The sequence below is a fragment of the Psychrobacter sp. SC65A.3 genome (assembly GCF_025642195.1).
GTDB lineage: Bacteria > Pseudomonadota > Gammaproteobacteria > Pseudomonadales > Moraxellaceae > Psychrobacter > Psychrobacter cryohalolentis.
The window spans coordinates 787,459-811,197 of record NZ_CP106752.1 but is presented as its reverse complement, the minus strand read 5'-3'; the positions used below and the strand labels follow the sequence as shown (position 1 = coordinate 811,197).

Sequence of the window (23,739 nt, the reverse complement as noted above, 5' to 3'; positions counted from 1 at the left end):
TTATTGAATATGATTAAAATCAGACTTGATGCGTCGTGATAGGATTATTATAGATGCGCAACCAACAATTCGTTAGAACAGTCCTACGAAACTCTTGCCTAATTATCCAAAAATTTATATTATTAAGCAAACCCAAATGTAAGAAAAACATCATGCAGACAAAAACCATTGAGCAATTACTTAGACTATTACCCAAAAATAAAACAATCGAATCTATTATTCCAAACTTATTTTTCTATTGCGCTGACAGACCAAGTAAAACCGTCAGCTACATTCAAGAGCCTAGCATCTGTATCGTCCTACAAGGCGAGCGCGAGATTTACTTAGGAAAAGATTGCCAAAAATTTGACAATAGCAGCCTGATGTTTTGCCCTGTCGATATTCCTTTAAGTATGCATATTAAGCATGCTTCGTCAGACCATCCTGTCATCGTTTTATCAATGAAATTAAATCTTGTGATGATTCAAGAAGTACTCGCTAGAATACCGCCTCAACAACAAGTAAAAGAAGGTAATTTGGGAATAAAATGGCAATTAGATGACGCTATAATGCAAGCATTTGAGCGATTGGTAAACTTACTTGATTGTCCAAATGATACTGATTTTTTATCTTCTTTAATACAGCAAGAAATTTATTATCGCATGCTCTCGGCACAACAAGGGAATAAGTTGCGACAACTGGTCATCAATGGCAGTCATACTCACCGTATTGCACAAGCAACCGATTGGCTAAAAGCGCATTTAGACGAACCTGTGGTGATTGGAGACTTGGCGAGCCGATGTGGTATGAGTGTCTCAGGTTTTCACCAACACTTTAAAGAGATTACACAGTTGAGTCCGCTACAGTATCAAAAAAAAATACGATTAATGGAAGCGAGGCGTCTGATCATAACCAATGACTTTCAAATATCACAGATTGCCATGCAAGTAGGCTATGAAAGCCCCAGCCAATTTAGCCGAGAATATAAACGATTATTTGGAAACAGTCCAAATAGCGATTTGAGTTAAGGGGTTGAAAAACTGGTGAAGTTATTACTACAAATGAGTATTTTTTGAAATGGTAATCTTCCAAGTTGATGTCTTCCAAGTTAATGTCTACGAATTTGACAGCAAATGTCAGTTCAATTCCTCACTATGAACCTGAACCTTCGATTGCAGCACCCGTATTTTCGGTCTTTATTATTTTAAAACCTGCTAACTACACTAAGACCTGTATGTCGACTTCTTTAATATGACTTTTGAAGATAAACCCTAAACTTTACGCTGGTTAATCTTTGGCACTCTCTACCCAAGCAAACTCTTCCAAAATGCGCATCCATTGATCGTCTAATCCTGCTTTTAACAGTAATGGCTCACCGGTGACCGGATGGCTGAGCGCTAAACTCTGAGCATGTAGCAGCATGCGAGTACAATCATAGTGATTACGAAAAAATCGTGTGTGACGTATATCGCCGTGGCTGGTATCACCCACGATATGATGGAATAAATGTCTCATATGCCGACGCAGTTGATGCTTACGTCCGGTCTCGGGGGTTAAGCGCATTAGACTATAGCGGCTAGTGTCATGCTTTTTTGACACCGCAAATGGCAACTCAATTTGTGCCAAACTTTGCCAATGGGTCACCGCTTCTTGAGCAGGTTTATCCAAATTAGCGAACTTATCGGCAATAGCATCGGGCTGAAAGCTCAACGCATAATCAACGCTGCCTTGTTCTGACATATAGCCGCGCACCACAGCTAAATATTGCTTGGTCACTTTGTGTTCAGTAAAAGCCTCCGTAAGGCTGCGCGCCACGGCTGAGCTCTTGGCAAACAACAACACGCCTGACGTAGGCTTGTCTAATCTATGCACCGGAAATACATGGCAACCTACCGCATCACGGGTGAGCTGCATGGCAAAGCGTGTCTCGCCTTTATCCAGCCAACTGCGATGCACCAACAGCCCAGCCTCTTTATTAATCGCCACCAGAAATTCATCTTCATAGATGATTTCTATTTGATTAGCGATTTGATTGGCGGTGTCGCTTTCGATATTCATGTTTTCAGTGCCTATATTTTAGATATCATAATTATATATCTTTTTTAGCAAACGCTACCAATTCACGTATAAAAGGTATTCCAATAATTTTGCCCATATTTCTTGCCTATCCTATAATTTTCAATCTCACGCGCTTTTAACCGCCTCGGTATTGCCGCTAACTTAATCCGCTAACTTCTTTAATATGCGAAGTCACCCATGCTACACTTTAGAAGATAGCTTGCCAGCCTTTATCGTCTCATTATTGTGCTGATTCGCTTTTATCAAAAACACTGAGTCTTTGATAAAAGCGAATATTAGTCCTATTCACTGCTCATTACTAAACATTATATTAAGCAGTATTTTTCTTTATACAAAATTACAGATTTACTGCTTCACTATTTTTTAATTAATTTAAGGAGAAGGTCAAGGATGATAATAGATAATGACATATTACGTGAACGCATTAGTTTATTAGGTTCCTTCCTAGGGGATGCAATTTCTCGCCAAACGGGCGAACAGACGCTCGAGACGATTGAAACACTGCGTAAAGGTTTTATTCAACAACGCCGTGAGCCTAACGAAGCGAATAAGCGACAACTTATCGACTTCATCGCCTCGTTAGATAATCAATCCTTAAAAAATGTCATCCGCAGCTTTTCTATCTATTTTTTCTTAGCCAATCTAAGTGAAGAGAATTATCTACGTGAAGAGCGCCATGCATTACGTATGCAATCAGAGCAGAGCTGGGAAGGATCGTTTCGCCGTACTTTACTAGAGTGTCGTGAGCGCAATATTGAGCCAGCACAGATGCAAGAGCTCATTGAGCAACTAAAATTCATGCCTGTATTTACCGCCCATCCTACTGAAGCGCGTCGCCGTACAACGATGAACTTATTACAAGGTTTATTCACGCATAGCGATGCCTTAAATAACGTTGCACAAAACAGTTTTGCCTACGAGCAAGCCAGAGAAAAAACAGCGCAAACGATTGATCTGCTATGGTCGTCTGATGAAGTGCGGACGCGTAAGCCTTTGGTCTATGACGAGATAAATAATGGTCTGCATTATTTCAATGCCAGTTTATTCAACGCCATTCCTAAGGTTTATCGTAATATTAAAAACGCCATTATTGATATTTATCCTGAGCTAACAGACTACCCTCTACCTGCTTTCATAAGCTTTGGCTCTTGGATCGGTGGCGACAGAGATGGCAATCCCTTTGTCACTCATGACACCACAGAAATGGCGGTATTGATGCATGCCGATACCGTGCTACGTCACTATCAAGTGCTGCTTAAGAAACTACGTCGTCAGCTTATTCATAGTGATACGATTGTTACTATCGAACCTGATGTGTATGCCAAGATTGAAAGTTATAGTGAGCTTGACAGACGAGTCTTTGATTACAATCTTGATGATTACGGCAATGAACCTTATCGCAGATTCCTCTCCTTAATCCTAAATAAAGTCAAAGCCACCAATCTTCTAATCCAAAGCAAAGGGAATGATAGTGCGGCTAAAAAAGATGCCTACGCCAATCCACAAGAACTATTAGAAGACTTACGCATCATCCGTCAAAGTGTGAATACTCATGACACAGCACATGGCGAAGGCTTATTACTCGATATAATACGTTTGGTAAAGACCTGTGGCTTCCATTTGGCAGCGCTCGATATTCGCCAAGAGTCGTCTTATCATAGCGAAGTGATTGCCGATATTTTTGCCAATGCTTCTAACTTGCCTGACTATCAAAGCCTCAATGAAACCGAGCGCCAAAAATGGTTGACGCGCCTGCTTGAGAAACCAGGCACACCGCTCATTTATACCGATAATTTAACGGATAAAACCCGTGAACAATTGGCCTTGATGCACTCAGTAGCGACTTTACGCAAACTGGTTGGGCAAGATACTTTTGGCAGTTATGTTATCTCAATGACCAATAACGCCAGTCAATTATTAGAAGTATTGCTACTCATGCGCTTTGCAGGCTTATGTAAAGTGGATGACGAAGGGCGACTGTCTGCCGACTTGCCCGTAGCACCGTTATTTGAGACCATCGAAGATCTTAAAAATATCGATCAGATTTTACCTGCGGTTTTAGATAATCCGCTTTATCGAGGGTTGTTGCAGCATTCAGATAATACCCAAGAAATCATGCTGGGCTATTCGGACTCTTCAAAAGATGGAGGCATCATTACTTCTGCATGGCAGCTTTATAGCGCACAGCAGACCATTAACCGTATCGCAGAAGAATATGGCATCAAAACCCGCCTATTTCATGGTCGCGGTGGCTCCGTAAGTCGTGGTGGCGGCTCAACACATAAAGCGATTGCTGCTCAGCCCGCTGGTACACTGCACGGACAAATCAAAGTGACCGAACAAGGCGAAGTCCTTTATGCCAAATATGCCAACACCGATACCGCTGTATTTGAGCTAACCATGGGTATCACTGGCACGCTTAAAGCTTGCTCCTCAAGATTCGTGGTGCAACCGCCTGAACTGCCACATTATGAAGCGCTCTTTGCGCGTTTAGCAGACGCCGGTGAGCAGCGTTATCGCAAGCTAACGGATCATACCGAAGGGTTTTATCAGTTCTACTCCCAAGCGACGCCAGTGGCAGAAATCTCCTTATTAAATATTGGCTCACGCCCTGCCCATCGTAATAAAGGTCTACCAAGCAAGACGACTTTGCGCGCAATTCCTTGGGTATTTGGCTGGTCATTAGCGCGCTTTACGCTGCCCGCTTGGTATGGTGTCGGCAGTGCGTTGCACAGCGTCATCGATGATGAAGCACTGATGAAAGAAATGATTGACTGCTGGCCATTTTTTAACGTGTTTATTAGCAATATTGAAATGGCATTTACCAAGTCTGATATGAGTATTGCTCATGCTTATAGCCAATTATGTGACGATGAGATATTACGTGAACAGATTATGACAGCGGTGACGGATGAGCATGAGCTGACCTATTCAGGTTTAAACTCCTTGCTTAACCAAGAGTCGTTATTGGAGCATCAGCAGAATCTTGCCGCTTCCCTTGAATGGCGGAATGCGTATTTAGATCCAACCAACTATATCCAAATTGAGCTATTGAAGCGTGCCAGACAAAAAGACGCTACAAGCGATACCAATCATGGTGACCTCGACGTTGAAGATCCATTAATCCGTAGTATTAATGCCTTGGCAGCAGGTCTACGCAATACAGGGTAATTGATAAAACAGAAAAATGTATGCAAAAAAGACAGTACTTTTAGTATTTCCTAAAGGTACTGTCTTTTAATCTGTTTATCTCAAACGGTCACTTAATTATCGATATAGGTTTAATAAACGCCTAAATAATATTAATCTCATAGCTGAACTTCTCTGCCAGCCCATAGGATTCTCTATATTCGATAGGATCGCCTTCTAGATTCTTCGCAATGCGGCATACCTTAACTAAGTTTTCTTGCTTAGTATTGCCCAAATAATCGTCGCTGTGATCGGTTATAAAATACAGCGTCTCTACAGCAGACGACACAAATTGACCACACTTGGTATAGTAAAACGGATAGAGAAGATTCTCGAAATCTTCAGGATTTAAGGTTGCAAAAGCTTGGAAGCGACTCTTAGGTAACCAAATCTTTTCACTTAACAAGACTCTGTCTTCAACCATACGCGTACGCTCTATATAAATGAGCGCTTTGTTTTTACCTATATTTAGTTTTTTATTAATGTCATCAATACCGTCTATAACCATGATTTTTTTAATTATGCCTGTCGGTGTGACATAGCGAGCATCTTTATCACGAAACTTAAAAAACCTTAATAGTGAGCTTGCAAAATCTGGACGTTTTAAGAAGGTGCCTTTGCCTTGCTGCTTTATTAACACCCCATCTTCTACCAATTTTTCGACAGCTTTTCGGACAGTGCCTACAGATACTTCATACTTATCTGCAAACTCCTGCTCCGTCGGTAAGGGTGTGTTTTCATCCCACTTACTCTCTGTCAGTAACGTCTGTATATGCCATCGCACTTGCTCATAACGTGGCATTTTAAATTCTTTGAAATTATTTAGCATTTTTTTCACCACAGTGGAAAGGTTTTTATTAACTGTTTCAATCTCGTCAAGCACTGCTATTGCTGTAAAACTACGTTATCCCTGATCAACTTCTCTTAAGCTTTCAGCGCATTCGATAGGTATCACATTAATATTAAAGCATTATTATATTTTTATGATTAATCTTTCCTAATTAACGCCAACTTTTTTGCTATCATTCTATTCAAAAAAATGCACTTTGAAGATTTATAAGCTCTTCTAGTCCAGAAAACCCTGTGTCAATATTAGCGTAATACTCTTTACTCTGTAAAAACTGCTATAGTTTTTTATAGAATTCATACAGTTAAGGTCAAGGAGTAGTCGTGACTCTTTATATTCTAGCCGCCATCGTGATATGTATCATTTTGGGCTATACCACTAAGATTAATATTGGCCTATTTGCTATTGCATTTTCATATCTAATCGGTTGTTTCGGTATGGGGATGAAGGCACATGAAATTGTTGAGCTATGGCCTCTCAAAATTTTCTTTGTTATTTTTGCGGTGACTCTTTTCTACAACTTTCCCCTAGCTAACGGTGCTTTAGAAAAGCTATCTAATCATTTAATCTATAAGTGCCGTCACTTTCCCGCATTCTTACCTTTGGTTATTTTCCTTGTGGCCACAATTATTGCAGGCTTAGGGGCTGGTTATTATACGGTCTTAGCAACGATGGCACCGATGATCCTGCTGTTGTCTAAACGCACTAACTTGAATCTTGTCATTGCTACTTTATCGGTGAACTATGGTGCCTTAGCGGGTGCTAACTTTATCACCTCACAAAGCGGTGTTATTTTTAGAGAGCTGATGCGCGGCGCAGGCGTCGCAAATGATAATACCTTTACTTATGTGTTAGGGATATTCGCTGTCACTTTTATAATGCCTATGATTGTATTGGGTGCTTATAGCTTTATCAATGCCAAAAACAGCAAAATCGCGATTCAGACGACCATACCAGAGCCCTTTGACAGTAAGCAAAAACAGTCTCTTATACTGATTTTTATTATGATGGCTATTGTACTTATCGTGCCCATTTTAAATTTACTCATGCCACAAGTATCAGCGATTCAGTTTTTGAACGCTCGGATTGACATTGGTTTTATCGCCATATTTTTTGCTTTAGTGAGCTTATTTTTAAAATTAGGCGATGAAAAAGCAGTGATTGCTTTAATACCTTGGAATACCCTCATTATGATTTGTGGTGTCGGTATGTTAATCAGCCTCGGAGTAGAAATAGGCGTTATTTACGAGCTGACAGAATGGCTAAGTACCAATGTACCTATCTGGATGATACCGATTTTAGTCTTTGTGATTAGCGCCATTATGTCGATATTTGCCAGTACTCTCGGGGTAGTCGCCCCTACTTTATTCCCTATGGTCCTGCCCCTAGCCGTTGCCTCTGGACTAAGCCCTTTATTACTATTTACCTGTATTGTTGTGGGGGCGCAAAGCTCATCACTCTCGCCTTTCTCATCAGGAGGTAGTCTGATGTTAGGCGCTTCTCAAGTCGTTATAAACAAAGACAAGCTTTTTAATGCGCTACTATTCAAAGCAGTGCCCTTAGATATTGGTATTGGAATACTCGCAATTTTACTTATCCAGCTGATGTTTTAACGGCTCATAGGCAAAATATACCGTGGTTTTTTAAAAATTTTACACCTGCTTGCTATATTTTGATCCCCATATATCTATTTTTCTCACTAAATTCATAACTTCTTAAATCGTTGTTTTAGCCTCGTAATAGTATTTATATCAACGTGATTTTTGATACATCTAAATCATCTCGGCCATCACTAAATCATCTTATCTATCTGTTTTAGTTAAATTAAATATTTTCTTTCAAAGGTATTCATATCATTTATTCATCCTGAATATTGCTATAACAGGAGATATTATGTCGCCTTCAATTTAATATATTACTATAAAATTCATATATACATACATATGTTTCTTGTTATTTTTAAAATATTCTGTTACTTTTGGCAAGTGATAAATCTCTACTGTTACGAAGTTTAGTCATCTCGTTAATCGAGTCTTCACTTCACCTGTAATAACTTTATATTTTGGCCAAAATTCTATTGAATTTTTATTGTAAAAATACACACAAGGAGTGTCGTGTGAAAAAACTATCCTATCTGGCTCTTGGCCTGTCTATCCTATCTGTGACCGCTTGTAACAATGCAAATGAAACTGCCAGTACAGATGCGACTGCCGCAGATGGCTCAAGTGAGCTCACTGCCCCTTCACGTCCAGAATGTATTGCGCCTGCCAAACCAGGTGGCGGTTTTGACTTGACTTGTAAGCTTGCCCAAGCTGGCTTAAGAGATACTGGTATCTTAAAAGATCCTATGCGCGTCACCTATATGCCAGGCGGCGTCGGTGCTGTTGCTTATAACAAAATCGTTGCCAATGATCGGGATAATGGCGATGCTATTATTGCCTTCTCTACTGGCTCTATCCTTAATTTATCGCAAGGTAAATTTGGTAAATTTACTGAAAAAGACGTGAAATGGCTAGCTGGCGTTGGTACTGATTATGGCGCTATCGCAGTCAACGCAGACTCTCCTATCAAAGATTTAGCTGGCTTAGTTACTGAACTCAAAAAAGATCCAAAAGCGATCAGCTTTGGTGCTGGCGGTAGTGTTGGCGGTCAAGATTGGATGCAAACCGCTATTTTAGCTAAAGCCGTTGGGGTTAAGCCTAGTGACATGACTTATGTTGCCATGGAAGGCGGCGGCGAGGCGATCACAGCTGTGATGGGCAATCATATTACTGTTGTCAGTGCTGGTATTGCTGAGATTATGCCGCAAGCCAATGCAGGTAAATTACGTGTATTAGCAGTATTTGCAGATGAAAGATTGGGCGGGACGATGACCGATATTCCTACTGCGAAAGAGCAAGGTTATGATGTGACGTGGCCAGTCGTTCGTGGTTACTACATGGGTCCAGACGTAAGCCCTAGTGCTTATAACTGGTGGAAAGAGGCTTTCGATAAGATGCTTGTTGATCCGAAATTCGCTGAAATACGTGAGCAACAAGAATTGCTACCTTTCTCTATGACTGGCGATGAGCTACAAGCCTACGTTTATAAACGTACGGGCGAACTACGCGAGTTATCTGCTGAATATGGTCTTGTTGAAGCAGCACCAACCAAATAGTTACGTTAAGATTTAATAACCTTTAGTAATTGAATATCAAATGTTTTGGTATTTCTCAAAGGGCTGGCAGGATGTCTATCTGTCAGCTTTTTGCCCCCAAAATTCAAGGAATGCTCCTTATGACAATGGAACGTTTGTTTTCCGGGCTGATGGCACTGGTCAGTATATTCTTAATATACTTAGCCATTGGTTATGTTGCCCCTATTGCTTATGACCCAATTGGTCCTCGTCCTTACCCTATTTTAATCTTTTCTCTGCTTGCCTTTGGCTGCTTAGTCGTTGCTTTTCGTCCCGCCAGTTTTACTAAAGCGATTGAATTGGGTTTAAACAAAACGATCATCCGTAATCTTATTTTATGTGCGCTTGCCTTATTGGTCTATGGTCTCATTTTTGAAGTATTGGGCTTTATTCTTGCCACTATTCTGATGTCTTTCGCCGTAGGTTTACTGTTTGCAGGTAATCCTCTAAAGAGTTTTATCTTTTCAGTGTTAATCAGTATTGGCTTATATGTCTTATTTGACCTATTTTTAGATGTCAAATTACCACTCGGATTGTTGTCAGGGATAATAGGATAGCCAATATGGATACTTTTGATTTTTTGATGCATGGCTTTGCTGTTGCATCTACCCCAAAAAACTTACTTCTTGCATTAATCGGAGCTTTTTTAGGTACGATTGTGGGTATGTTGCCGGGTCTTGGCCCGATTAACGGTGTGGCGATATTACTGCCATTTGCTTTTGCCCTTGGTTTACCGCCTGAGAGTGCGCTCATTCTGCTTGCAGCCGTGTATCTTGGCTGTGAATATGGTGGTCGTATTTCTGCCATTCTCATTAACGTACCCGGTGATGCCGGCGCCATTATGACGACTTTGGATGGCTATCCATTGGCAAAACAAGGCAAGGCTGGTATTGCACTGTCTTTATCTGCTGTCAGCTCCTTCGTTGGTGCCACTATCGCGACAATCGGCGTGGTGCTATTTGCGCCGTTATTAGCCAAATGGGCAATCTCATTTGGACCTGCTGAATACTTTGTACTGATGGTATTTGCTATCACGTGTTTAAGTGGTTTGGTAGGTGATCAACCAGTTAAGACGGGTATTGCCGCATTAATTGGTCTTGGTCTAGCAACTGTTGGGGTTGATGCCGTTACGGGTATTTATCGCTTTACCTTTGATTCCGTCAACCTATCTGATGGTATTCAATTTACTACCATTGTTATTGGTTTCTTTAGTGTGAGTGAAATTCTAATCTTGCTCGAAAAAACCACGACTGGACACAAGGTTATTGAACAAGGTAAACGCAGTCTCTTAAACTTTAAAGAGTTTACTTTTGCTTTTGGGGCCATGCTACGTAGTGGTCTAATGGGCTTTGTCGTTGGTATCTTACCAGGTGCAGGCGCAACGATTGCCAGTGCCATGACTTATGCCAGTGAACGTAAAATCGCTGGTGATACCGGTACTTTTGGTGATGGTGATCTTCGCGGTGTTGCATCGCCAGAAGCGGCAAATAATGCCTCAGCTTGTGGCTCATTTGTGCCAATGTTGACGCTAGGTGTGCCAGGTTCTGGTACGACAGCAGTCATGATGGGTGCGTTGACGTTATATAACATCACACCGGGTCCGCAGTTATTTACTGAGCAGCCAGATATCGTATGGGGTCTGATTGCCTCACTATTTATCTGTAACGTGATTTTATTGATCATGAACATCCCTTTGGTGGGTTTGTTCGCCAAACTGCTTGACGTGCCGAACTACATCCTGATACCAGCCATTGCTGCGGTCAGTTTCGTTGGCGTATATTCTATCCATAGCACGACCTTTGACCTGGTATTTATGGTGGCACTTGGTGTCTTCGGATATTTCTTACGTAAACTAAACTTCCCCTTATCAGCGCTTATTTTGGGCTATGTATTGGGTGAGCTCATGGAATCTAACTTAAGACGTGCCCTGTCTATCTCTCAAGGCGAGCTTAGTATCTTATGGAGCAGCCCTATCACAGTAGTGCTATGGTTGTTGGCTATTTTGATGGTATTCATGCCTGTCATACGTAGTATCTACCGTAGAAAATTTAAGCCTGCTATTTAAGTTTTAGTTACTCTGTTCTCGAAATACTTCTCCGGTGGTGGTTATACTCTATGTATGACCACCATTTTTTTAGGTCAAACTAGTGGGCTACCCCAGCCTTTACCAAGTCGCTTTTATACTCATATAACAGTAAATAGCAGCAGTTAGCAAAGACTGAGTCATTTTTATTGATATCCTATAATGATAGACAGTCTGCATGAATCGAATCATTATGATCGTTCAGATATTGTTTAACAATATCTATAAATTGCCTTATATCAGAGAGGACGAATGATGCAAAACAAATCTATACCAAGCCTGCCAAGTATGAATCGGCAACCTTTAGGGTTTTTCCCAACGCCTTTAACCGAGCTGACCAGATTAAGCACAGCCCTTAATGGTCCTAAAATTTATATGAAACGCGATGACAATACGGGACTGGCATTAGGCGGTAATAAAACCAGAAAGCTTGAATTTATCATTGGGGACGCCCTTGCTCAAGGTGCGGATACAATCGTGACAGCAGGTGCCGCGCAGTCAAACCATTGTCGCCAGACCGCAGCTGCCGCAGCCAGTTTGGGACTTGAATGCCATTTAGTTTTGGGCGGACAAGAACCAGAACAGTTGCAAGGCAACCTCTTACTGGATAAGATTTTTGGCTGCCATATCCACTGGGCAGGCAGCAACCGTAAAGGGGAAGACATTCCTGATATCGTAGAACAACTTAAAAAAGAAGGAAAGAAACCCTATATTGTCCCTTATGGCGGCTCAAGCGAGCTTGGTGCTTTTGCCTTTGTTGAAGCGTTTAAAGAGCTTGAATTACAACGTCAAGAGAGGGATATTTCATTCACACATATCGTCTTTGCCTCCAGCTCCGGCGGGACACAAGCAGGCTTGATGCTGGGTAATAAAATCTTTAACTTGCCTTATCAGATAGTAGGTATCAATATTGATAAAGGTGAAACCGATAAAGTGCCGTTTGATCAGTATATTATCTCCCTCGCCAATAGCACGTCGGCATTGATTGGGGCAGATTACACCTTCTCAGAGACAGATCTAGTGCTTAACTCTGATTATGTGGGAGACGGTTATGGAGTGATTGGTGCACTAGAAAATGAAGCCATTGCCATGACCGCGCAAATGGAAGGGATATTATTAGATCCTGTTTATACGGGTCGTGCGATGGGCGGACTACTCGATATGATTCGTACCGGTAAAATCAAAAAAACGGATAGTGTGTTGTTTTGGCATACTGGCGGCGCGCCCGCTTTATTTGCTTATACTAGTGATTTAGCGGTATCTCAAAGCGATAATTAATCTGTCTAGCGGCACCAAAAAGGTCGGATACTCTTCATTAGCCGACCTTTTTAACAACCTCTCAATCATTATAAAATCTAAGTTTTAATTTTTAGATAACACCACCATGGGTATTTTATTCGCACAGTCGTTGTCTACCTCAAAGAATGACACTCTTGCTTAATTTTTTAACTGAGCGGTTGTCTGCTTAAAAATGCTATCTAAACTTATCTGCTAACCATATTACCAGTTCACGAGCAGGCGCATTATCAAACGCTTGGGGGATGTGAGAATACGTCATGACGCAGTCGTTTAGGTCAGTTAGTATATGTAATAGTAAGCCCAAACCAATGATTTTATAGGGCTTAGGTAGCAGTAACATACTCAAATATACTGCCATTGCATAATAGGTATGCAGTGGATGGAAGTTGATACTACAGCGATTGGGCGAGAATATGGGCGTCGCTAGCAGATGATCCAAATCAACCAGCATAGTAACCAGAAGTATTAGATAGGCTTTTTTGTAATCATTACGGAAAAACACATACGCAACGATCAAAGGCATGCCTAAATGAAAAAAGTAGTGAATCAACGTTTGCGTCATTGTCTGCTCGCCTATCTGATAGTAACCACAAATCTTTCAAATTTACTTTATTTGATGCTTGGTAAAATCGATCTGCTGACATACATTTATCAATGCACAACAGGCGTACCTTCCGTGCTAAAAGCAAAGCCTTTATTACTAAAATTACCAATCATGACTGCCTCAATGACAGGCGTAACGGTGTCGTCCACCCCTTCTACTTCAATGATAAAGTTGGCACCAGAACCCCCTTTATCCTCTTCTTTTTCGACAATATAATTTAGAGTTGCCATCGCTGGTAACTCAATAGGAGCTCTTAAGTAGGACTTTACTAAGGCACCATCAGTATCATAATAATCAATTTTATTGATATATAATGATTTTTTTAACGTAGTATTACGTACGCTGAGTGTTGCCGAAAGCAATACTTTGCGATTGTCTCGATCGGTATAAATGTCCGAATATATGGGCACATAAAACGTTTGTTTGTAGCCAAACTGGCTGTGATCCGTTTCTTTTGACGTTTTTTCCAGCTCTTGAATGGGGTCCTTATGCTTCTCTGAAAACATCACATTTGGATCTTGTATAGACCGATCACAGCCTGAAAACAATATCAGGGCAGTCAGACATAGCATAGATACTCGATATTTTCTCATGGCCTCTTTCCTTATTTAACGGGCTTTAACCCCAACACTACGTAAAAACTTATTAATATGTTCATTAGCACCATAAATGACCAGTACATCATTATCTTGTAGTACTTGTTCAGGTGCTGCCAAGCCTTGTATATTTGGTTTGGTTTGCATACGACCGAAGCTGTCTTCATAGTGCTCATAACGCATGGTGCTGAGCAATTTGATACTAAATCGGTGTTCAAGCTGTAGCTCGCCGATGGTTCTACCAATCAAATCAGTAGGAATACCAATCTCGACAATACTAAAGTTGTCACTTAACTCGAACGAGTCTACAAAATAACGCAAGGACAGCCGTTTTGCCCAGCGCATTGCCGCCTCTTTCTCAGGATGAAAAATATCATCAACCCCAATCGCTTGTAGGACTTTTTCGTGTAGTGGATTGATACTACGACTGATCAAACGCCGTGCTTTTAGCGTTTTAAAAAGCGCGGTTGCCATGACATTGGCACCTTGGTCTTCACCAATAGCTACCACGACAATATCGGTGTCTTTAATCGGTAGACCATTGACCGTATATTCATCGGTCGCATCCATACAGATGGTATGAGTAATCACTTCTTTATAGGTTTCAACCTTTTGCATACTGCTATCGATAGCAATGACCTCATGACCTTGACTGGTCAGCGCCATACCAAGCGAAGACCCAAAACTGCCCAAACCTGCGATAATGAATTTCATAATACTCCTTGTCACTCACCTCTATACTATAGTGGTAGTTATGGGACGGGTTAGTTAATAGTAATCTCTTCCGTTGGATAACGGTAGTTACGCTCATGTCTATTTTTGAGTAAAGCAATAAAAATCGTCAGCATACTGACACGCCCAACAAACATAATGAATGACACCACAAGCTTGCTAAAAGTAGACAGCTCCGTCGTCAGATTTAAGCTTAATCCCACCGTGCTATAGGCTGAAAAACACTCAAATATCACTTTAATCAAATCAAGCTCAGGCTGATCATAACTGATCAAAGTCACGCCCAGCCCAATGACCAATAAGGACAACCACATAACAGAAAACGCACGGCGAATTGAGTTATCTGCAATTTCGCGTTTGAATACTTCGACTTTGGTCTGTCCACGCGCCAAACTCAAGGTATTTAGGAAAGCAATGGCAAAGGTGCTGGTTTTAATACCACCACCAGTAGAGTTTGGAGATGCGCCAATCCACATCAAAAAAATGGTCAGCATGATGGTTGGAAAAGCCAAGGCATTCATGTCGATATTGTTAAAGCCTGCGGTTCGCGGTGTCGCAGCAGTAAAAAGACCTGCTACCAGCTTGCCATACCAACTGCTGTGCTCAGCCAACACACCATGATACTCAAACATCATCACTCCAATCAGCCCTACTAACAGCAAAGCACCCGAGGTGATTAAAGTGATCCGACTATTGATACTCAACAGCCACGGCTGGTAGGCATAGCGCTGACCATCACGACACAACGCTCTTTGCATACGGTGACGCAGATAGCGGAGCAAGTTAACGACAATTAAAAAGCCCATACCGCCAAATAAAAAGGTAATACTGATAATCAGCTGTAAAGGATAATTAAAGCGCAGTGATTCATCGTATAACCCTGCACTAAAAGTAGAGAATCCAGCATTACAGAATGCCGAAACGGCATGAAATATAGAGAAGAATAAACGCTCAAATATGCTCATGCCTGCCAAATCATAAACACTTATATAAATCAGTATTGCTGCCAGTGCCTCAATACCAAAGGTGACATATAAAATAGACTTTAAGGTTGTCACCATATCGCCCATACGTGGCGAATATGTCATCTCACTGATACTGAGCTGGGTCTCGTAACTGATACCACCCTTAAAGAAGTAACTAAAATAAGTCACAAACGTTAGGATGCCAAGACCGCCAATTTGGATAAGACCTAGGATAATCACTTGCCCAAAAGTAGTGAAATGGGTAGCGGTATCGACGACGATGAGCCCCGTCACACAGACGGCACTGGTCGCAGTGAATAATGCGTCTATAAAGGAGATGGGTTGATTGGTAGCATTTGGCATCATTAGCAATAATGATCCGACCAGTATCACTGATAAAAAACTTAAGATAAAAAATTGACCGGGGTTTAAAAAGGCTCGGTTAAGACTAAAATTATTATCTGATATTTCACGGATGAAAGTGACTAGTACGGCAATCTTGATGGCAATAAAACCATCAGCGGGCGTAGACAACCCCGATTGAAACAATTCAGTAAAATGTAGGACGAGCAAGATTAAAATGGCAATGCTTGTCAGCAAATCAAAGACAGCTACTTTATTGACCGTCAGGCGTGTTTTTGGACGTATATAACGTCTTAGCGTAGTGACGAAACTGAGTAAAATAATACTCATATAAAACAGGTGAAATACTTGTTGTAACCATGCGGACAATGTAAAACCACTATCAATTAAGGCAACACCGACACCAATAAGGCTTATTACAACGATAAATTTATTTAATAACCGATACGGTATGCCCACATACATAGCTTAGGTCCAGAAAAGGAATAACCAGAATACTTATACTCCTTTTTTCTGTCATATACTAAGCGTGGTTTTAGATAATCGTAACCAGTTATGTGCTCTAACATCAGCCACTACAATATTCGTCATAGTTACTTATCTAGCGGTTACTTTAACAAAATCATCTCTACCGTTTTATCAGCAGAGCACCTATGTTAACGGGCACTATTTATTATAATGTATTAACAATAAAACCACTGATTGCGGTAGCGATTATTGCCAGACTGAATAAACGATCAAGGAAGAGGATTTGTTATGAAAATGACTTCTAAAGATAGCGTACACTCATTGATACCGACCATCCACTATAATACTGGCTGTACCTGCCCAAAGTGCGGCTGTAGCGCGGCATCAACTTGTGATAAATGTGATCGCTGTTCGAAATGCTGTGAGTGTGGTGAAAAATAGTCATTCTTTCCATAGCCTTTTGAGCTACTGACATTAAAAAAGCAGCCTCTAGAGGCTGCTTTTTTATACTTCGAATTGCAAAATACTTAGTAAATATAGGGTCTACATTTCATTATAGTAAGGTTTAAGTATTAAAGTTTAGGTGTTAAATTTAACTTTTATTTGCTGCAATCCAGCTTTGCATCTGCTCAATCTCTGGCTGCTGGGCGTCGATGATTTCTTGCGCCAGCTTACGCATCTCAGGATTTTTACCATATTTAAGCTGCGTTTCTGCCATATCGACTGCCCCAACATGATGAAGTAACATGCCACGAGCAAATGCCATGTCTGGTACTGGGTCAGCAATACCTTTCATCATGTCACCATGCATCGCATCCATACCCTTAGCATAAGCTTGCTGCATGGCTTTAGTATCCGCTGTTGGCGTTTTGGCATCAGGATTGTTGGCGAGCCATGTTTTCATCTGCTCAATCTCAGACTGCTGGGCGTCGATTATTTCTTGCGCCAGTTTACGCATCTCTGTATCGGTGCCGTATTTTAATTCAATCTCTGCCATATCTACCGCGCCAATATGATGAGCAAGCATGCCTTGAGCAAATGCCGCGTCTGGATCGTTATAATCCATACCAATCATATCTTCATTCATTTTAGTCATTGAGTCAGTGTATTCTTTGAGCATAGCCGTCATTGGTGTTCCGTCTGCTACCATAGCGCCTGCACTCATATCATGAACTGCATGCGGGTCCGCTGCAGCAGTATTTTCTTGTACAGCCTTTTGCGATGCAGCATCCTCTGGGGCAGTCACGTCAACCTTATCATTGGCTGGTTGACAGGCGCTTAGTGCCAATAAGGCACTGGTAGCGAGAGCAAAGGTACTTAATTTATTATTCATGGTACCGCCTTGTCTGATAATGATTTAATTTAGGTATTACAAAGCAAAAAAGCGCTAGCTTATAGCTGTTGCTCGGTTGAGACAATATCAGCATAAACCTCAGTAGTACCATCTTTATTAAGCTGCATAATCTGATAAGGCGCAAATTTATTTTGATACTCCATACCTGGACTACCAACTGGCATACCAGGTACCGCAAGACCTAGGGCTTGTACTGGTGGGTTTTCTAAAAACTGCGCCACATATTTGGCTGGTACATGACCTTCAAAGACGTAACCGTCGGTTGTGACAGCAGTATGGCAAGAGCGCATCTCAGTTGGTACGCCGTAGCGCTCTTTAAATACTGCCAAATCCGTAACATCGTGCGCAGTGGCGCTCAGACCATTATCTTCTGCATGACTTATCCAGTCTTTACAGCAGCCGCAATTGGCATCTTTGTAGACCGTTGCTGAGACGTTTTTTAATAAATCTGGATTGCTGGCTGGCGTTGTTATTGCCGATTCCGTTTGAGCATTTGATTCAGCAACATTTGCGGTGACTGCTGCGCCATTGTCATTTTGTAAGGAGCTTGCATTGGACGCGCTATTGTCAGGTTGGCTACAGGCGAATAAGGCGGATGCAGCAACTAACCACACTGTACTTTGCAAGAGTTTATAAGAATGACGTTTGAAGGTAGGGCTAGAATCGGATGTAAAGGCGTTCATAATGCAATCTCATGTATTTTTTGCATTATACCAAATAACCCTTAGGCTCAATCAAGACAGTCAGGCGTTTAACACAGTGACTTTAACAAAACATGACATTCAGATAACAATGCTGGCAGGTTGGCATATCATTCACTTACTGACCCTTTCTCTGCTCTCATCATCTTTACACCACCATAAGTGACCAATATTACCCCCAGCGCGATTAATGAAGCGCCTAGGATTAGCCCTTCTGGTGGGCTTTCATTTTGTAAAAAAATAGCAATTGGCACACCGACTACCGCCCCTACTGCCCCTAATAAGCTCAGCAGCACAGGACCGCCCGTTTTTTGCAGTAAAAACAACAGTAAAAACTGCGCAGCGAATACAAATGCTTGTAGCACAATTACACCAAGCGGTAAAAGCGCTGTCATCGGAACCGCTAAAGAGTAATGAGGAATGATACTGACCAGAGCTAGCAATCCTGATGCAGCAATCAGCATACCAGGCGCAAGCGCACTAGCAGAGAGATTGGCTGGCCAATATAGCGTCCGATAAATATTACCAATGGCAAGCAAAACAGGACCACAAAGCGTCAAGACGATCCAAAACACACTGGCATCTGGCGCAGAAAACTTACGTGCTGCCAATACGCCCGCTCCCGCAAGTGCCGCGATCACGCCAAGTGCTCGAAGCTTAGTAAATGGCTCTATACGCAACACGATGGCGGCAAGATAAGTAAGCAGCGGCGGCAAGGAGATAATCAAGGCGACAAAACTTGCGCCAACATGGGGAATCGCTGAGAAAAATATTAAATTGGAACCTGCAACACTAACCAATGCTGCAACAAAATAATAGCTGAGGATAGGTTTATTTAAAGGCGGTAGCTCACGACGCCACAGTGCATAAATAAACAAAATAACTGCGGCACCTGTAATAGACCAAAACAGAAATGCCAGTGGCGTCAGACCAATCTCGCCTGCATATTTTGCCAAATTGGTAGAAATACCGATTAAAGCGCCACCAGCGAGCAGACAAAGCAGAGGAAGGAGCCATGTTTGCTTATGGCCTAAAGTCCCTTGTTGCGCTGACGACACCATAGCTTATCCTATTCATCCACCTTATTATGCCAACCACGATAGATTAGCATTCGCGCCATTGCAACCACAAACGCGTATCCAGCTCCAACTGATGATAATCAGGCTCCATATGACAGCACAGCTGATAGAACGCTTTGTTATGCTCCTGCTCCTTAAAGTGCGCCAATTCATGGACGACAATCATCCGCAGAAACTCAGGCGGCGCCTCTTTGAATAAGCTTGCGACCGTAATGCTATTATGCGCTTTAAGCTTACTGCCTTGTACGCGAGACTGATAAGTATGAATGCCTAGCGCATGTTTGAGCACCGTGAGCTTACTGTTATAAGTCACTTGAGACAATGGATTGCTTTTGCGCATATACTGATTTTTTATGTCATTAATATAATGGTATAACGCTTTGTCGTTTTGGATTTGGTGTCTCTCGGGATAGTTTTTGTCCAAATAATCGCCCAGTTTGCCGCTGCTAATTAACATGGCAGCTTGGCTTTGAATCTGCTCCGAATAATGAGCAATATATTTTAAGGTGGTCACTGCTTTTGTCCTTTATCTTGATGCGCGATATTTATCTATATCAATTATACGGTAAGGATATTTTTTTGCTTTAATAGTTTGCTCAAATAGATAGTGGTTGTTCTATTATTGAGTCATCAACATGTTATTAAAGTAGATAAAATAATGGTGTTATGGTCGATATTTAGACAATTATGATTAGATTTATAATTAATCTCATAATAAGGTTGACAGCTCATGACTACTTGGCTAAAATGTGCCCCACATAACGCAAACAAGACAAGCAATTGGGCATATTAAAGCCTTGCAAAACTTGACGTTATTACCAATTATTCTCCAATAGCTCAGTTGGTAGAGCAACGGACTGTTAATCCGTGTGTCCCTGGTTCGAGCCCAGGTTGGAGAGCCATATACGAAAAGACCTTCATCACTTATTTGATGGAGGTTTTTTTTGGCTTGTATTTATTAGTCCTTTATTAATATGGCTATTAATGCAGCTTCGGTGTTCTTTTGAGGACTTTTGTTGTATGGTAAGGGTAGATATGACTAAGTCAGTTTTGCCTGAGTGCTTTATTCCTACTCACTAATAGTAATGGTTTATTATGATACCTGCACGTATAAAAAATAAGTTTTCTGATCATCCGCAAAAAATCATGCGCCCTATCAGTATTCGCCTCTCTGAAGAGATGATTGAGCTTTTAACGGCGACCGCATCAGAGCTTGGATTTAAGCGTATTCAAGGCTTGATTCGCCTATATATCCGTCAAGGTCTTGATCGTGACCATCAAGACTATACGCTTGCCCATGATGAAGTTTTTATTGAGACATTACGCAAAAAAGGCGTGAGCCAGCGTATTATTGATGAGGCGATTGTGGTGACTCACAATAACAATATCACCCATTCATTGTCTGATCTGCAAGAAAATAAATAGCAGTAGCATTTGAGTGTTTACCGCTTGAGTAGCTAATATTCGAAGCCTTAATAAAGACTAAGTTAACCTAACGGTGCTTGGTCTTTTTTTGCGATTGATAATACTGTACTCACCTTTATTTAGCGATAAATAAACATACACAACTGTGAGATACAATACATTAAGATAACAACTATCACGGCTCATATGGAGGTATCAGATAATGGGTTTATACAAACGTTTAAACAAAGTTGTGTTATTAACTGTGAGCTTGGGACTGTTTCCTGCCCTGTACGGTTGCTCGCAGCCGCAAGTAGATCCTAGCCAGCAAACCATACCGACCAACTCTGATCAGTGGCAAAAGACACTGGGCGATACCTTTGAGCGTCTACCTGAAGCAGATAGAAAGCTGCTAAGTCGTTATATGCTACGTATGAAGCTTAGTAGCGCCTATGAATCAGGCGCGATGCCGCGTATTACTATTAAACAAGCTTTGATCCAGCAGCGCGAATATGAGCGCCTACATCCAAACAACCCAACGGGTAAGAAAAGTCCCATTGTAACCAGTCAAAAGCTCGAAACTGCCAATCACCTCAACTATCCTGTTGCCCTATTACCAGTCAAAACCAGCGATAGTGATAGCTTAAACCAAGTCAAGCTACAGTTTATGCTGTCAAATCATGGCAAAGTAGCTATCGAAAGTTTTCAAGGTACTCTCACGATGAAAGAGAAACGTTTGACCAAAAATAAACGCTTCAACGTGCCATTAACCCAGTTTGAGCCGCCTATCGCTCCAGAACAATCTGGCAAGATAATCATTGAGAGCAGTATTGAAGACATCAATGTTATGCGTGCTATTAAAAATAACACAGGAGTGAGCATTGAAATCACTGAAGGTAAAATGATATTAGCGGATGGGCAGGAAATCAAATTTGACGAGTTACTAGCCAAATAAAACAAAGGTTTTAAAATCTATAGCAATATAAAACAGCAACATAAAAAAATCCCCAATCATTGCTGATTGGGGATTTTCGAATTTGGCGGAGACGGAGAGATTCGAACTCTCGAAGGGCTATTAACCCTTGTCGGTTTTCAAGACCGGTGCATTCAACCGCTCTGCCACGTCTCCATTTGTGCATCATTATAGCGATCTGAAATGAGAATGCAAGCAGTTATGTCAAAAAAATTAAATTATTTTTTAAACGGCTTATAATCATGAGTCTAAAGCTTGTTTGAAGCAAGATGCAAGCACATATCAAGCATGCGATTGGCATAGCCCCATTCATTGTCGTACCAAGCAAAAACCTTGTATTGATTGCCGACTTGCATCAGTTGTTGCCCATCTATAATCAATGATTCAGTCTGATGGATAAAGTCACTTGAGACCAGCGGCTCGTCCGTATAGTCCATGATCGTCGCTAAATGCGCCTGACTCGCTGATTTTAAAACGTCACGTATCGCTTCAATACTGACATTTGGCGTCTCAAATACAAACGTCACATCAATCGCAGCAACATCAATAGTTGGCACTCTTATTGAATGACCATTTATCTTACCCACCATATTTGGTAACACGCGTTCCGTAGCAGCGATACTGCTGGAAGTCGTTGGAATGATATTATAACCAGAGGCGCGCGCACGCCTTAGGTCACGGTGCGCTTGGTCAAGTACAGTTTGATCAGCCGTCACTGCATGAATCTCAGTCATCATCGCCGACTCAACGCCAAATGCTTTATCAAGGGTATCAATAAGCGGTACGAGCGCCTGAGTGGTACAAGAGACGCTAGAGATAATAGGCAGATCACGCGTCAAAGCATCGCTATTGACGCCCATCACGATACAAGCATCGACATGGTCAAAGGGTGCGGCACCGATAATCACTTGTTTAGCGCCCGCCTCTATGTGCAAGTTTGCCTGCTCATATGAGCGATAGTGTCCGGTGCACTCAAGCACCACATCGACCTGCAACTCTTTCCATGGCAGTGTCTCTGGGTTTTCTCTTGATAATAAACGAATGCAGTAAGTAAGATTATTTTTGGTCAAGCACAGCTGAATATCATTTTTTGCTGTCGCACAGGGCTTTTGCTGACGATCGGTGAAGCCATCTTGTACGATATCCGCTGTCACGCCAAGCTGGCTCAAACGCCCATGTGTGCTATCGAACCTCAGTAAATGTAATAAGGTTTCGGCAGGTGCCAAATCATTAATCGCGACCACATGAATAGCACGTCCTAGCACCTCAAAGCGCTCTAATAACGCACGCAATACGTTGCGACCAATACGACCAAAACCATTGATAGCCACTCGCAAAGGCTGAGTCTGGTCACTGGTCGTATGAAACCCTGCCGTAGCAGGATTAGACGTCAAACGGTAGGTAGCACTAGAAAAATCAGGCATAACAAGTTATCGCTGTAATAGAAATAAAAAATGAAGGCTAAAATTGAATGCCATCGGCTGATCAAAAAAGCGCCACGCAGAATATATAGTGAGTTTACTACAAAAGTGTTATAGCGCTATTGGTATGAATTTTACGCAGCCTCTGGGAACGCAGCACGCCAGTAAAATTTATACCAATAGCGCGTTTAAATTTTCATAACATTTTTATTTTCATCTGACTATAGTCGTTTGCGAATAAAATAAATACAAATGTTATAAGGTACTACTGGGGTTAATTTTTCTTGCTTGCTGTGCCTACGCAGACAGAGGCTGCGAATAATTAACCCCAGTAGCTCTGCACCCTTTTAAAAGTGAATTAACTATATAGGCAGTCGCGAATAAAACAGTTGCAGATAAAAGAGTCATCTTTTAAAAAGTTATTTATG

Annotated in this window: 21 protein-coding genes and 2 tRNA genes; 11 read left to right on the top strand and 12 right to left on the bottom strand. The window is 41.5% G+C overall.

Annotated features, from left to right (window positions below; all coding sequences use genetic code 11):
• Positions 1-152: 152 nt before the first annotated feature.
• Positions 153-1,007: an AraC family transcriptional regulator gene (locus OEG80_RS03485; RefSeq protein ID WP_263241757.1), complete on the top strand. Its 855-nt coding sequence runs from the start codon at positions 153-155 to the stop codon at positions 1,005-1,007.
• Between the two features lie 259 nt (positions 1,008-1,266).
• Here the strand turns inward: OEG80_RS03485 and truC are convergent, their stop codons facing one another.
• Complete coding sequence (truC, locus tag OEG80_RS03480; protein ID WP_263241756.1) at positions 1,267-2,037, bottom strand: tRNA pseudouridine(65) synthase TruC; 771 nt, start codon at positions 2,035-2,037, stop codon at positions 1,267-1,269.
• Positions 2,038-2,448: 411 nt separating this feature from the next.
• On the opposite strand from truC, the gene ppc reads away from it, so the two are divergent.
• Positions 2,449-5,229 carry a phosphoenolpyruvate carboxylase gene (gene ppc, locus OEG80_RS03475; protein WP_263241754.1) on the top strand — a complete coding sequence of 927 codons (2,781 nt, stop codon included), beginning with the start codon at positions 2,449-2,451 and terminating at the stop codon, positions 5,227-5,229.
• A 121-nt stretch (positions 5,230-5,350) separates the two neighbouring features.
• On the opposite strand, the gene OEG80_RS03470 is transcribed toward ppc, so the two are convergent.
• Positions 5,351-6,076 (bottom strand): GntR family transcriptional regulator, encoded by a 726-nt coding sequence (locus OEG80_RS03470; RefSeq protein ID WP_133105025.1) that lies wholly within the window; start codon positions 6,074-6,076, stop codon positions 5,351-5,353.
• Positions 6,077-6,417: 341 nt separating this feature from the next.
• Here OEG80_RS03470 and OEG80_RS03465 point away from each other — a divergent pair, with 341 nt between their 5' ends.
• The 5 genes from OEG80_RS03465 to OEG80_RS03445 all read left to right on the top strand — a co-directional run bounded on the left by OEG80_RS03465 (position 6,418) and on the right by OEG80_RS03445 (position 12,630).
• The gene (locus tag OEG80_RS03465) at positions 6,418-7,707 is read left to right on the top strand and encodes an SLC13 family permease (protein ID WP_263241753.1); all 1,290 of its coding nucleotides are present in this window, start codon (positions 6,418-6,420) and stop codon (positions 7,705-7,707) included.
• A gap of 503 nt (positions 7,708-8,210) precedes the next feature.
• The gene (locus tag OEG80_RS03460) at positions 8,211-9,251 is read left to right on the top strand and encodes a Bug family tripartite tricarboxylate transporter substrate binding protein (protein WP_263241752.1); all 1,041 of its coding nucleotides are present in this window, start codon (positions 8,211-8,213) and stop codon (positions 9,249-9,251) included.
• Between the two features lie 119 nt (positions 9,252-9,370).
• Positions 9,371-9,826 carry a tripartite tricarboxylate transporter TctB family protein gene (locus OEG80_RS03455; protein ID WP_041753189.1) on the top strand — a complete coding sequence of 152 codons (456 nt, stop codon included), beginning with the start codon at positions 9,371-9,373 and terminating at the stop codon, positions 9,824-9,826.
• Positions 9,827-9,831: 5 nt separating this feature from the next.
• Entirely contained in the window at positions 9,832-11,334 is a 1,503-nt protein-coding gene (locus OEG80_RS03450) for a tripartite tricarboxylate transporter permease (RefSeq protein WP_020443969.1), read from the top strand.
• Between the two features lie 273 nt (positions 11,335-11,607).
• On the top strand, positions 11,608-12,630 hold the full coding sequence (locus tag OEG80_RS03445; protein WP_263241751.1) for a D-cysteine desulfhydrase family protein: 1,023 nt from the start codon (positions 11,608-11,610) through the stop codon (positions 12,628-12,630).
• A 196-nt stretch (positions 12,631-12,826) separates the two neighbouring features.
• On the opposite strand, the gene OEG80_RS03440 is transcribed toward OEG80_RS03445, so the two are convergent.
• From OEG80_RS03440 to OEG80_RS03425, 4 genes are all read right to left on the bottom strand, one after another.
• The gene (locus OEG80_RS03440; RefSeq protein ID WP_263241750.1) at positions 12,827-13,213 is read right to left on the bottom strand and encodes a DUF6122 family protein; all 387 of its coding nucleotides are present in this window, start codon (positions 13,211-13,213) and stop codon (positions 12,827-12,829) included.
• A gap of 89 nt (positions 13,214-13,302) precedes the next feature.
• Positions 13,303-13,848, bottom strand: a complete 546-nt coding sequence (locus tag OEG80_RS03435; protein WP_149409190.1) for a DUF3124 domain-containing protein — start codon at positions 13,846-13,848, stop codon at positions 13,303-13,305.
• A gap of 15 nt (positions 13,849-13,863) precedes the next feature.
• Complete coding sequence (locus OEG80_RS03430; protein ID WP_263241749.1) at positions 13,864-14,565, bottom strand: potassium channel family protein; 702 nt, start codon at positions 14,563-14,565, stop codon at positions 13,864-13,866.
• A 50-nt stretch (positions 14,566-14,615) separates the two neighbouring features.
• Complete coding sequence (locus OEG80_RS03425; RefSeq protein WP_181209831.1) at positions 14,616-16,376, bottom strand: TrkH family potassium uptake protein; 1,761 nt, start codon at positions 16,374-16,376, stop codon at positions 14,616-14,618.
• Positions 16,377-16,667: 291 nt separating this feature from the next.
• Between OEG80_RS03425 and OEG80_RS03420 the strand changes: the two genes are divergently transcribed.
• On the top strand, positions 16,668-16,820 hold the full coding sequence (locus OEG80_RS03420) for a hypothetical protein (RefSeq protein WP_187289115.1): 153 nt from the start codon (positions 16,668-16,670) through the stop codon (positions 16,818-16,820).
• A gap of 151 nt (positions 16,821-16,971) precedes the next feature.
• Here the strand turns inward: OEG80_RS03420 and copM are convergent, their stop codons facing one another.
• From copM to OEG80_RS03400, 4 genes are all read right to left on the bottom strand, one after another.
• Positions 16,972-17,712, bottom strand: a complete 741-nt coding sequence (gene copM, locus OEG80_RS03415) for a CopM family metallochaperone (RefSeq protein ID WP_020443977.1) — start codon at positions 17,710-17,712, stop codon at positions 16,972-16,974.
• Between the two features lie 59 nt (positions 17,713-17,771).
• The gene (locus tag OEG80_RS03410) at positions 17,772-18,416 is read right to left on the bottom strand and encodes a DUF411 domain-containing protein (protein WP_020443978.1); all 645 of its coding nucleotides are present in this window, start codon (positions 18,414-18,416) and stop codon (positions 17,772-17,774) included.
• 128 nt (positions 18,417-18,544) lie between these two features.
• Complete coding sequence (locus OEG80_RS03405; RefSeq protein WP_263241748.1) at positions 18,545-19,495, bottom strand: DMT family transporter; 951 nt, start codon at positions 19,493-19,495, stop codon at positions 18,545-18,547.
• A 43-nt stretch (positions 19,496-19,538) separates the two neighbouring features.
• Entirely contained in the window at positions 19,539-20,027 is a 489-nt protein-coding gene (locus tag OEG80_RS03400; RefSeq protein WP_020443980.1) for a M48 metallopeptidase family protein, read from the bottom strand.
• A 312-nt stretch (positions 20,028-20,339) separates the two neighbouring features.
• On the opposite strand from OEG80_RS03400, the gene OEG80_RS03395 reads away from it, so the two are divergent.
• The 3 genes from OEG80_RS03395 (at position 20,340) to OEG80_RS03385 (ending at position 21,872) form a co-directional block, all read left to right on the top strand.
• Positions 20,340-20,415: transfer RNA gene (locus tag OEG80_RS03395), tRNA-Asn, on the top strand.
• Positions 20,416-20,608: 193 nt separating this feature from the next.
• A complete protein-coding gene (locus OEG80_RS03390; RefSeq protein WP_011514160.1) occupies positions 20,609-20,938 on the top strand; it encodes a hypothetical protein in 330 nt (109 codons plus the stop codon).
• Positions 20,939-21,140: 202 nt separating this feature from the next.
• The gene (locus OEG80_RS03385; RefSeq protein ID WP_201532214.1) at positions 21,141-21,872 is read left to right on the top strand and encodes a hypothetical protein; all 732 of its coding nucleotides are present in this window, start codon (positions 21,141-21,143) and stop codon (positions 21,870-21,872) included.
• Between the two features lie 83 nt (positions 21,873-21,955).
• Here the strand turns inward: OEG80_RS03385 and OEG80_RS03380 are convergent.
• Both OEG80_RS03380 and OEG80_RS03375 read right to left on the bottom strand, forming a co-directional pair.
• Positions 21,956-22,046: transfer RNA gene (locus OEG80_RS03380), tRNA-Ser, on the bottom strand.
• Positions 22,047-22,138: 92 nt separating this feature from the next.
• Positions 22,139-23,314, bottom strand: coding sequence for a type I glyceraldehyde-3-phosphate dehydrogenase (locus OEG80_RS03375; RefSeq protein WP_263241746.1), 1,176 nt, complete (start codon positions 23,312-23,314; stop codon positions 22,139-22,141).
• Positions 23,315-23,739: the final 425 nt, after the last annotated feature.

Excerpts from the sequence above, each read along its gene's own strand:
- OEG80_RS03450 (WP_020443969.1), top strand. The coding sequence starts at position 9,832 with ATGGATACTTTTGATTTTTTGATGCATGGCTTTGCTGTTGCATCTACC.
- OEG80_RS03440 (WP_263241750.1), bottom strand. The coding sequence starts at position 13,213 with ATGACGCAAACGTTGATTCACTACTTTTTTCATTTAGGCATGCCTTTG.
- OEG80_RS03445 (WP_263241751.1), top strand. The coding sequence starts at position 11,608 with ATGCAAAACAAATCTATACCAAGCCTGCCAAGTATGAATCGGCAACCT.
- OEG80_RS03455 (WP_041753189.1), top strand. The coding sequence starts at position 9,371 with ATGACAATGGAACGTTTGTTTTCCGGGCTGATGGCACTGGTCAGTATA.
- truC (WP_263241756.1), bottom strand. The coding sequence starts at position 2,037 with ATGAATATCGAAAGCGACACCGCCAATCAAATCGCTAATCAAATAGAA.
- copM (WP_020443977.1), bottom strand. The coding sequence starts at position 17,712 with ATGAATAATAAATTAAGTACCTTTGCTCTCGCTACCAGTGCCTTATTG.
- OEG80_RS03390 (WP_011514160.1), top strand. The coding sequence starts at position 20,609 with ATGATACCTGCACGTATAAAAAATAAGTTTTCTGATCATCCGCAAAAA.
- OEG80_RS03375 (WP_263241746.1), bottom strand. The coding sequence starts at position 23,314 with ATGCCTGATTTTTCTAGTGCTACCTACCGTTTGACGTCTAATCCTGCT.
- OEG80_RS03485 (WP_263241757.1), top strand. The coding sequence starts at position 153 with ATGCAGACAAAAACCATTGAGCAATTACTTAGACTATTACCCAAAAAT.
- OEG80_RS03410 (WP_020443978.1), bottom strand. The coding sequence starts at position 18,416 with ATGAACGCCTTTACATCCGATTCTAGCCCTACCTTCAAACGTCATTCT.
- ppc (WP_263241754.1), top strand. The coding sequence starts at position 2,449 with ATGATAATAGATAATGACATATTACGTGAACGCATTAGTTTATTAGGT.
- OEG80_RS03420 (WP_187289115.1), top strand. The coding sequence starts at position 16,668 with ATGAAAATGACTTCTAAAGATAGCGTACACTCATTGATACCGACCATC.
- OEG80_RS03385 (WP_201532214.1), top strand. The coding sequence starts at position 21,141 with ATGGGTTTATACAAACGTTTAAACAAAGTTGTGTTATTAACTGTGAGC.
- OEG80_RS03405 (WP_263241748.1), bottom strand. The coding sequence starts at position 19,495 with ATGGTGTCGTCAGCGCAACAAGGGACTTTAGGCCATAAGCAAACATGG.
- OEG80_RS03425 (WP_181209831.1), bottom strand. The coding sequence starts at position 16,376 with ATGTATGTGGGCATACCGTATCGGTTATTAAATAAATTTATCGTTGTA.
- OEG80_RS03430 (WP_263241749.1), bottom strand. The coding sequence starts at position 14,565 with ATGAAATTCATTATCGCAGGTTTGGGCAGTTTTGGGTCTTCGCTTGGT.
- OEG80_RS03435 (WP_149409190.1), bottom strand. The coding sequence starts at position 13,848 with ATGAGAAAATATCGAGTATCTATGCTATGTCTGACTGCCCTGATATTG.
- OEG80_RS03470 (WP_133105025.1), bottom strand. The coding sequence starts at position 6,076 with ATGCTAAATAATTTCAAAGAATTTAAAATGCCACGTTATGAGCAAGTG.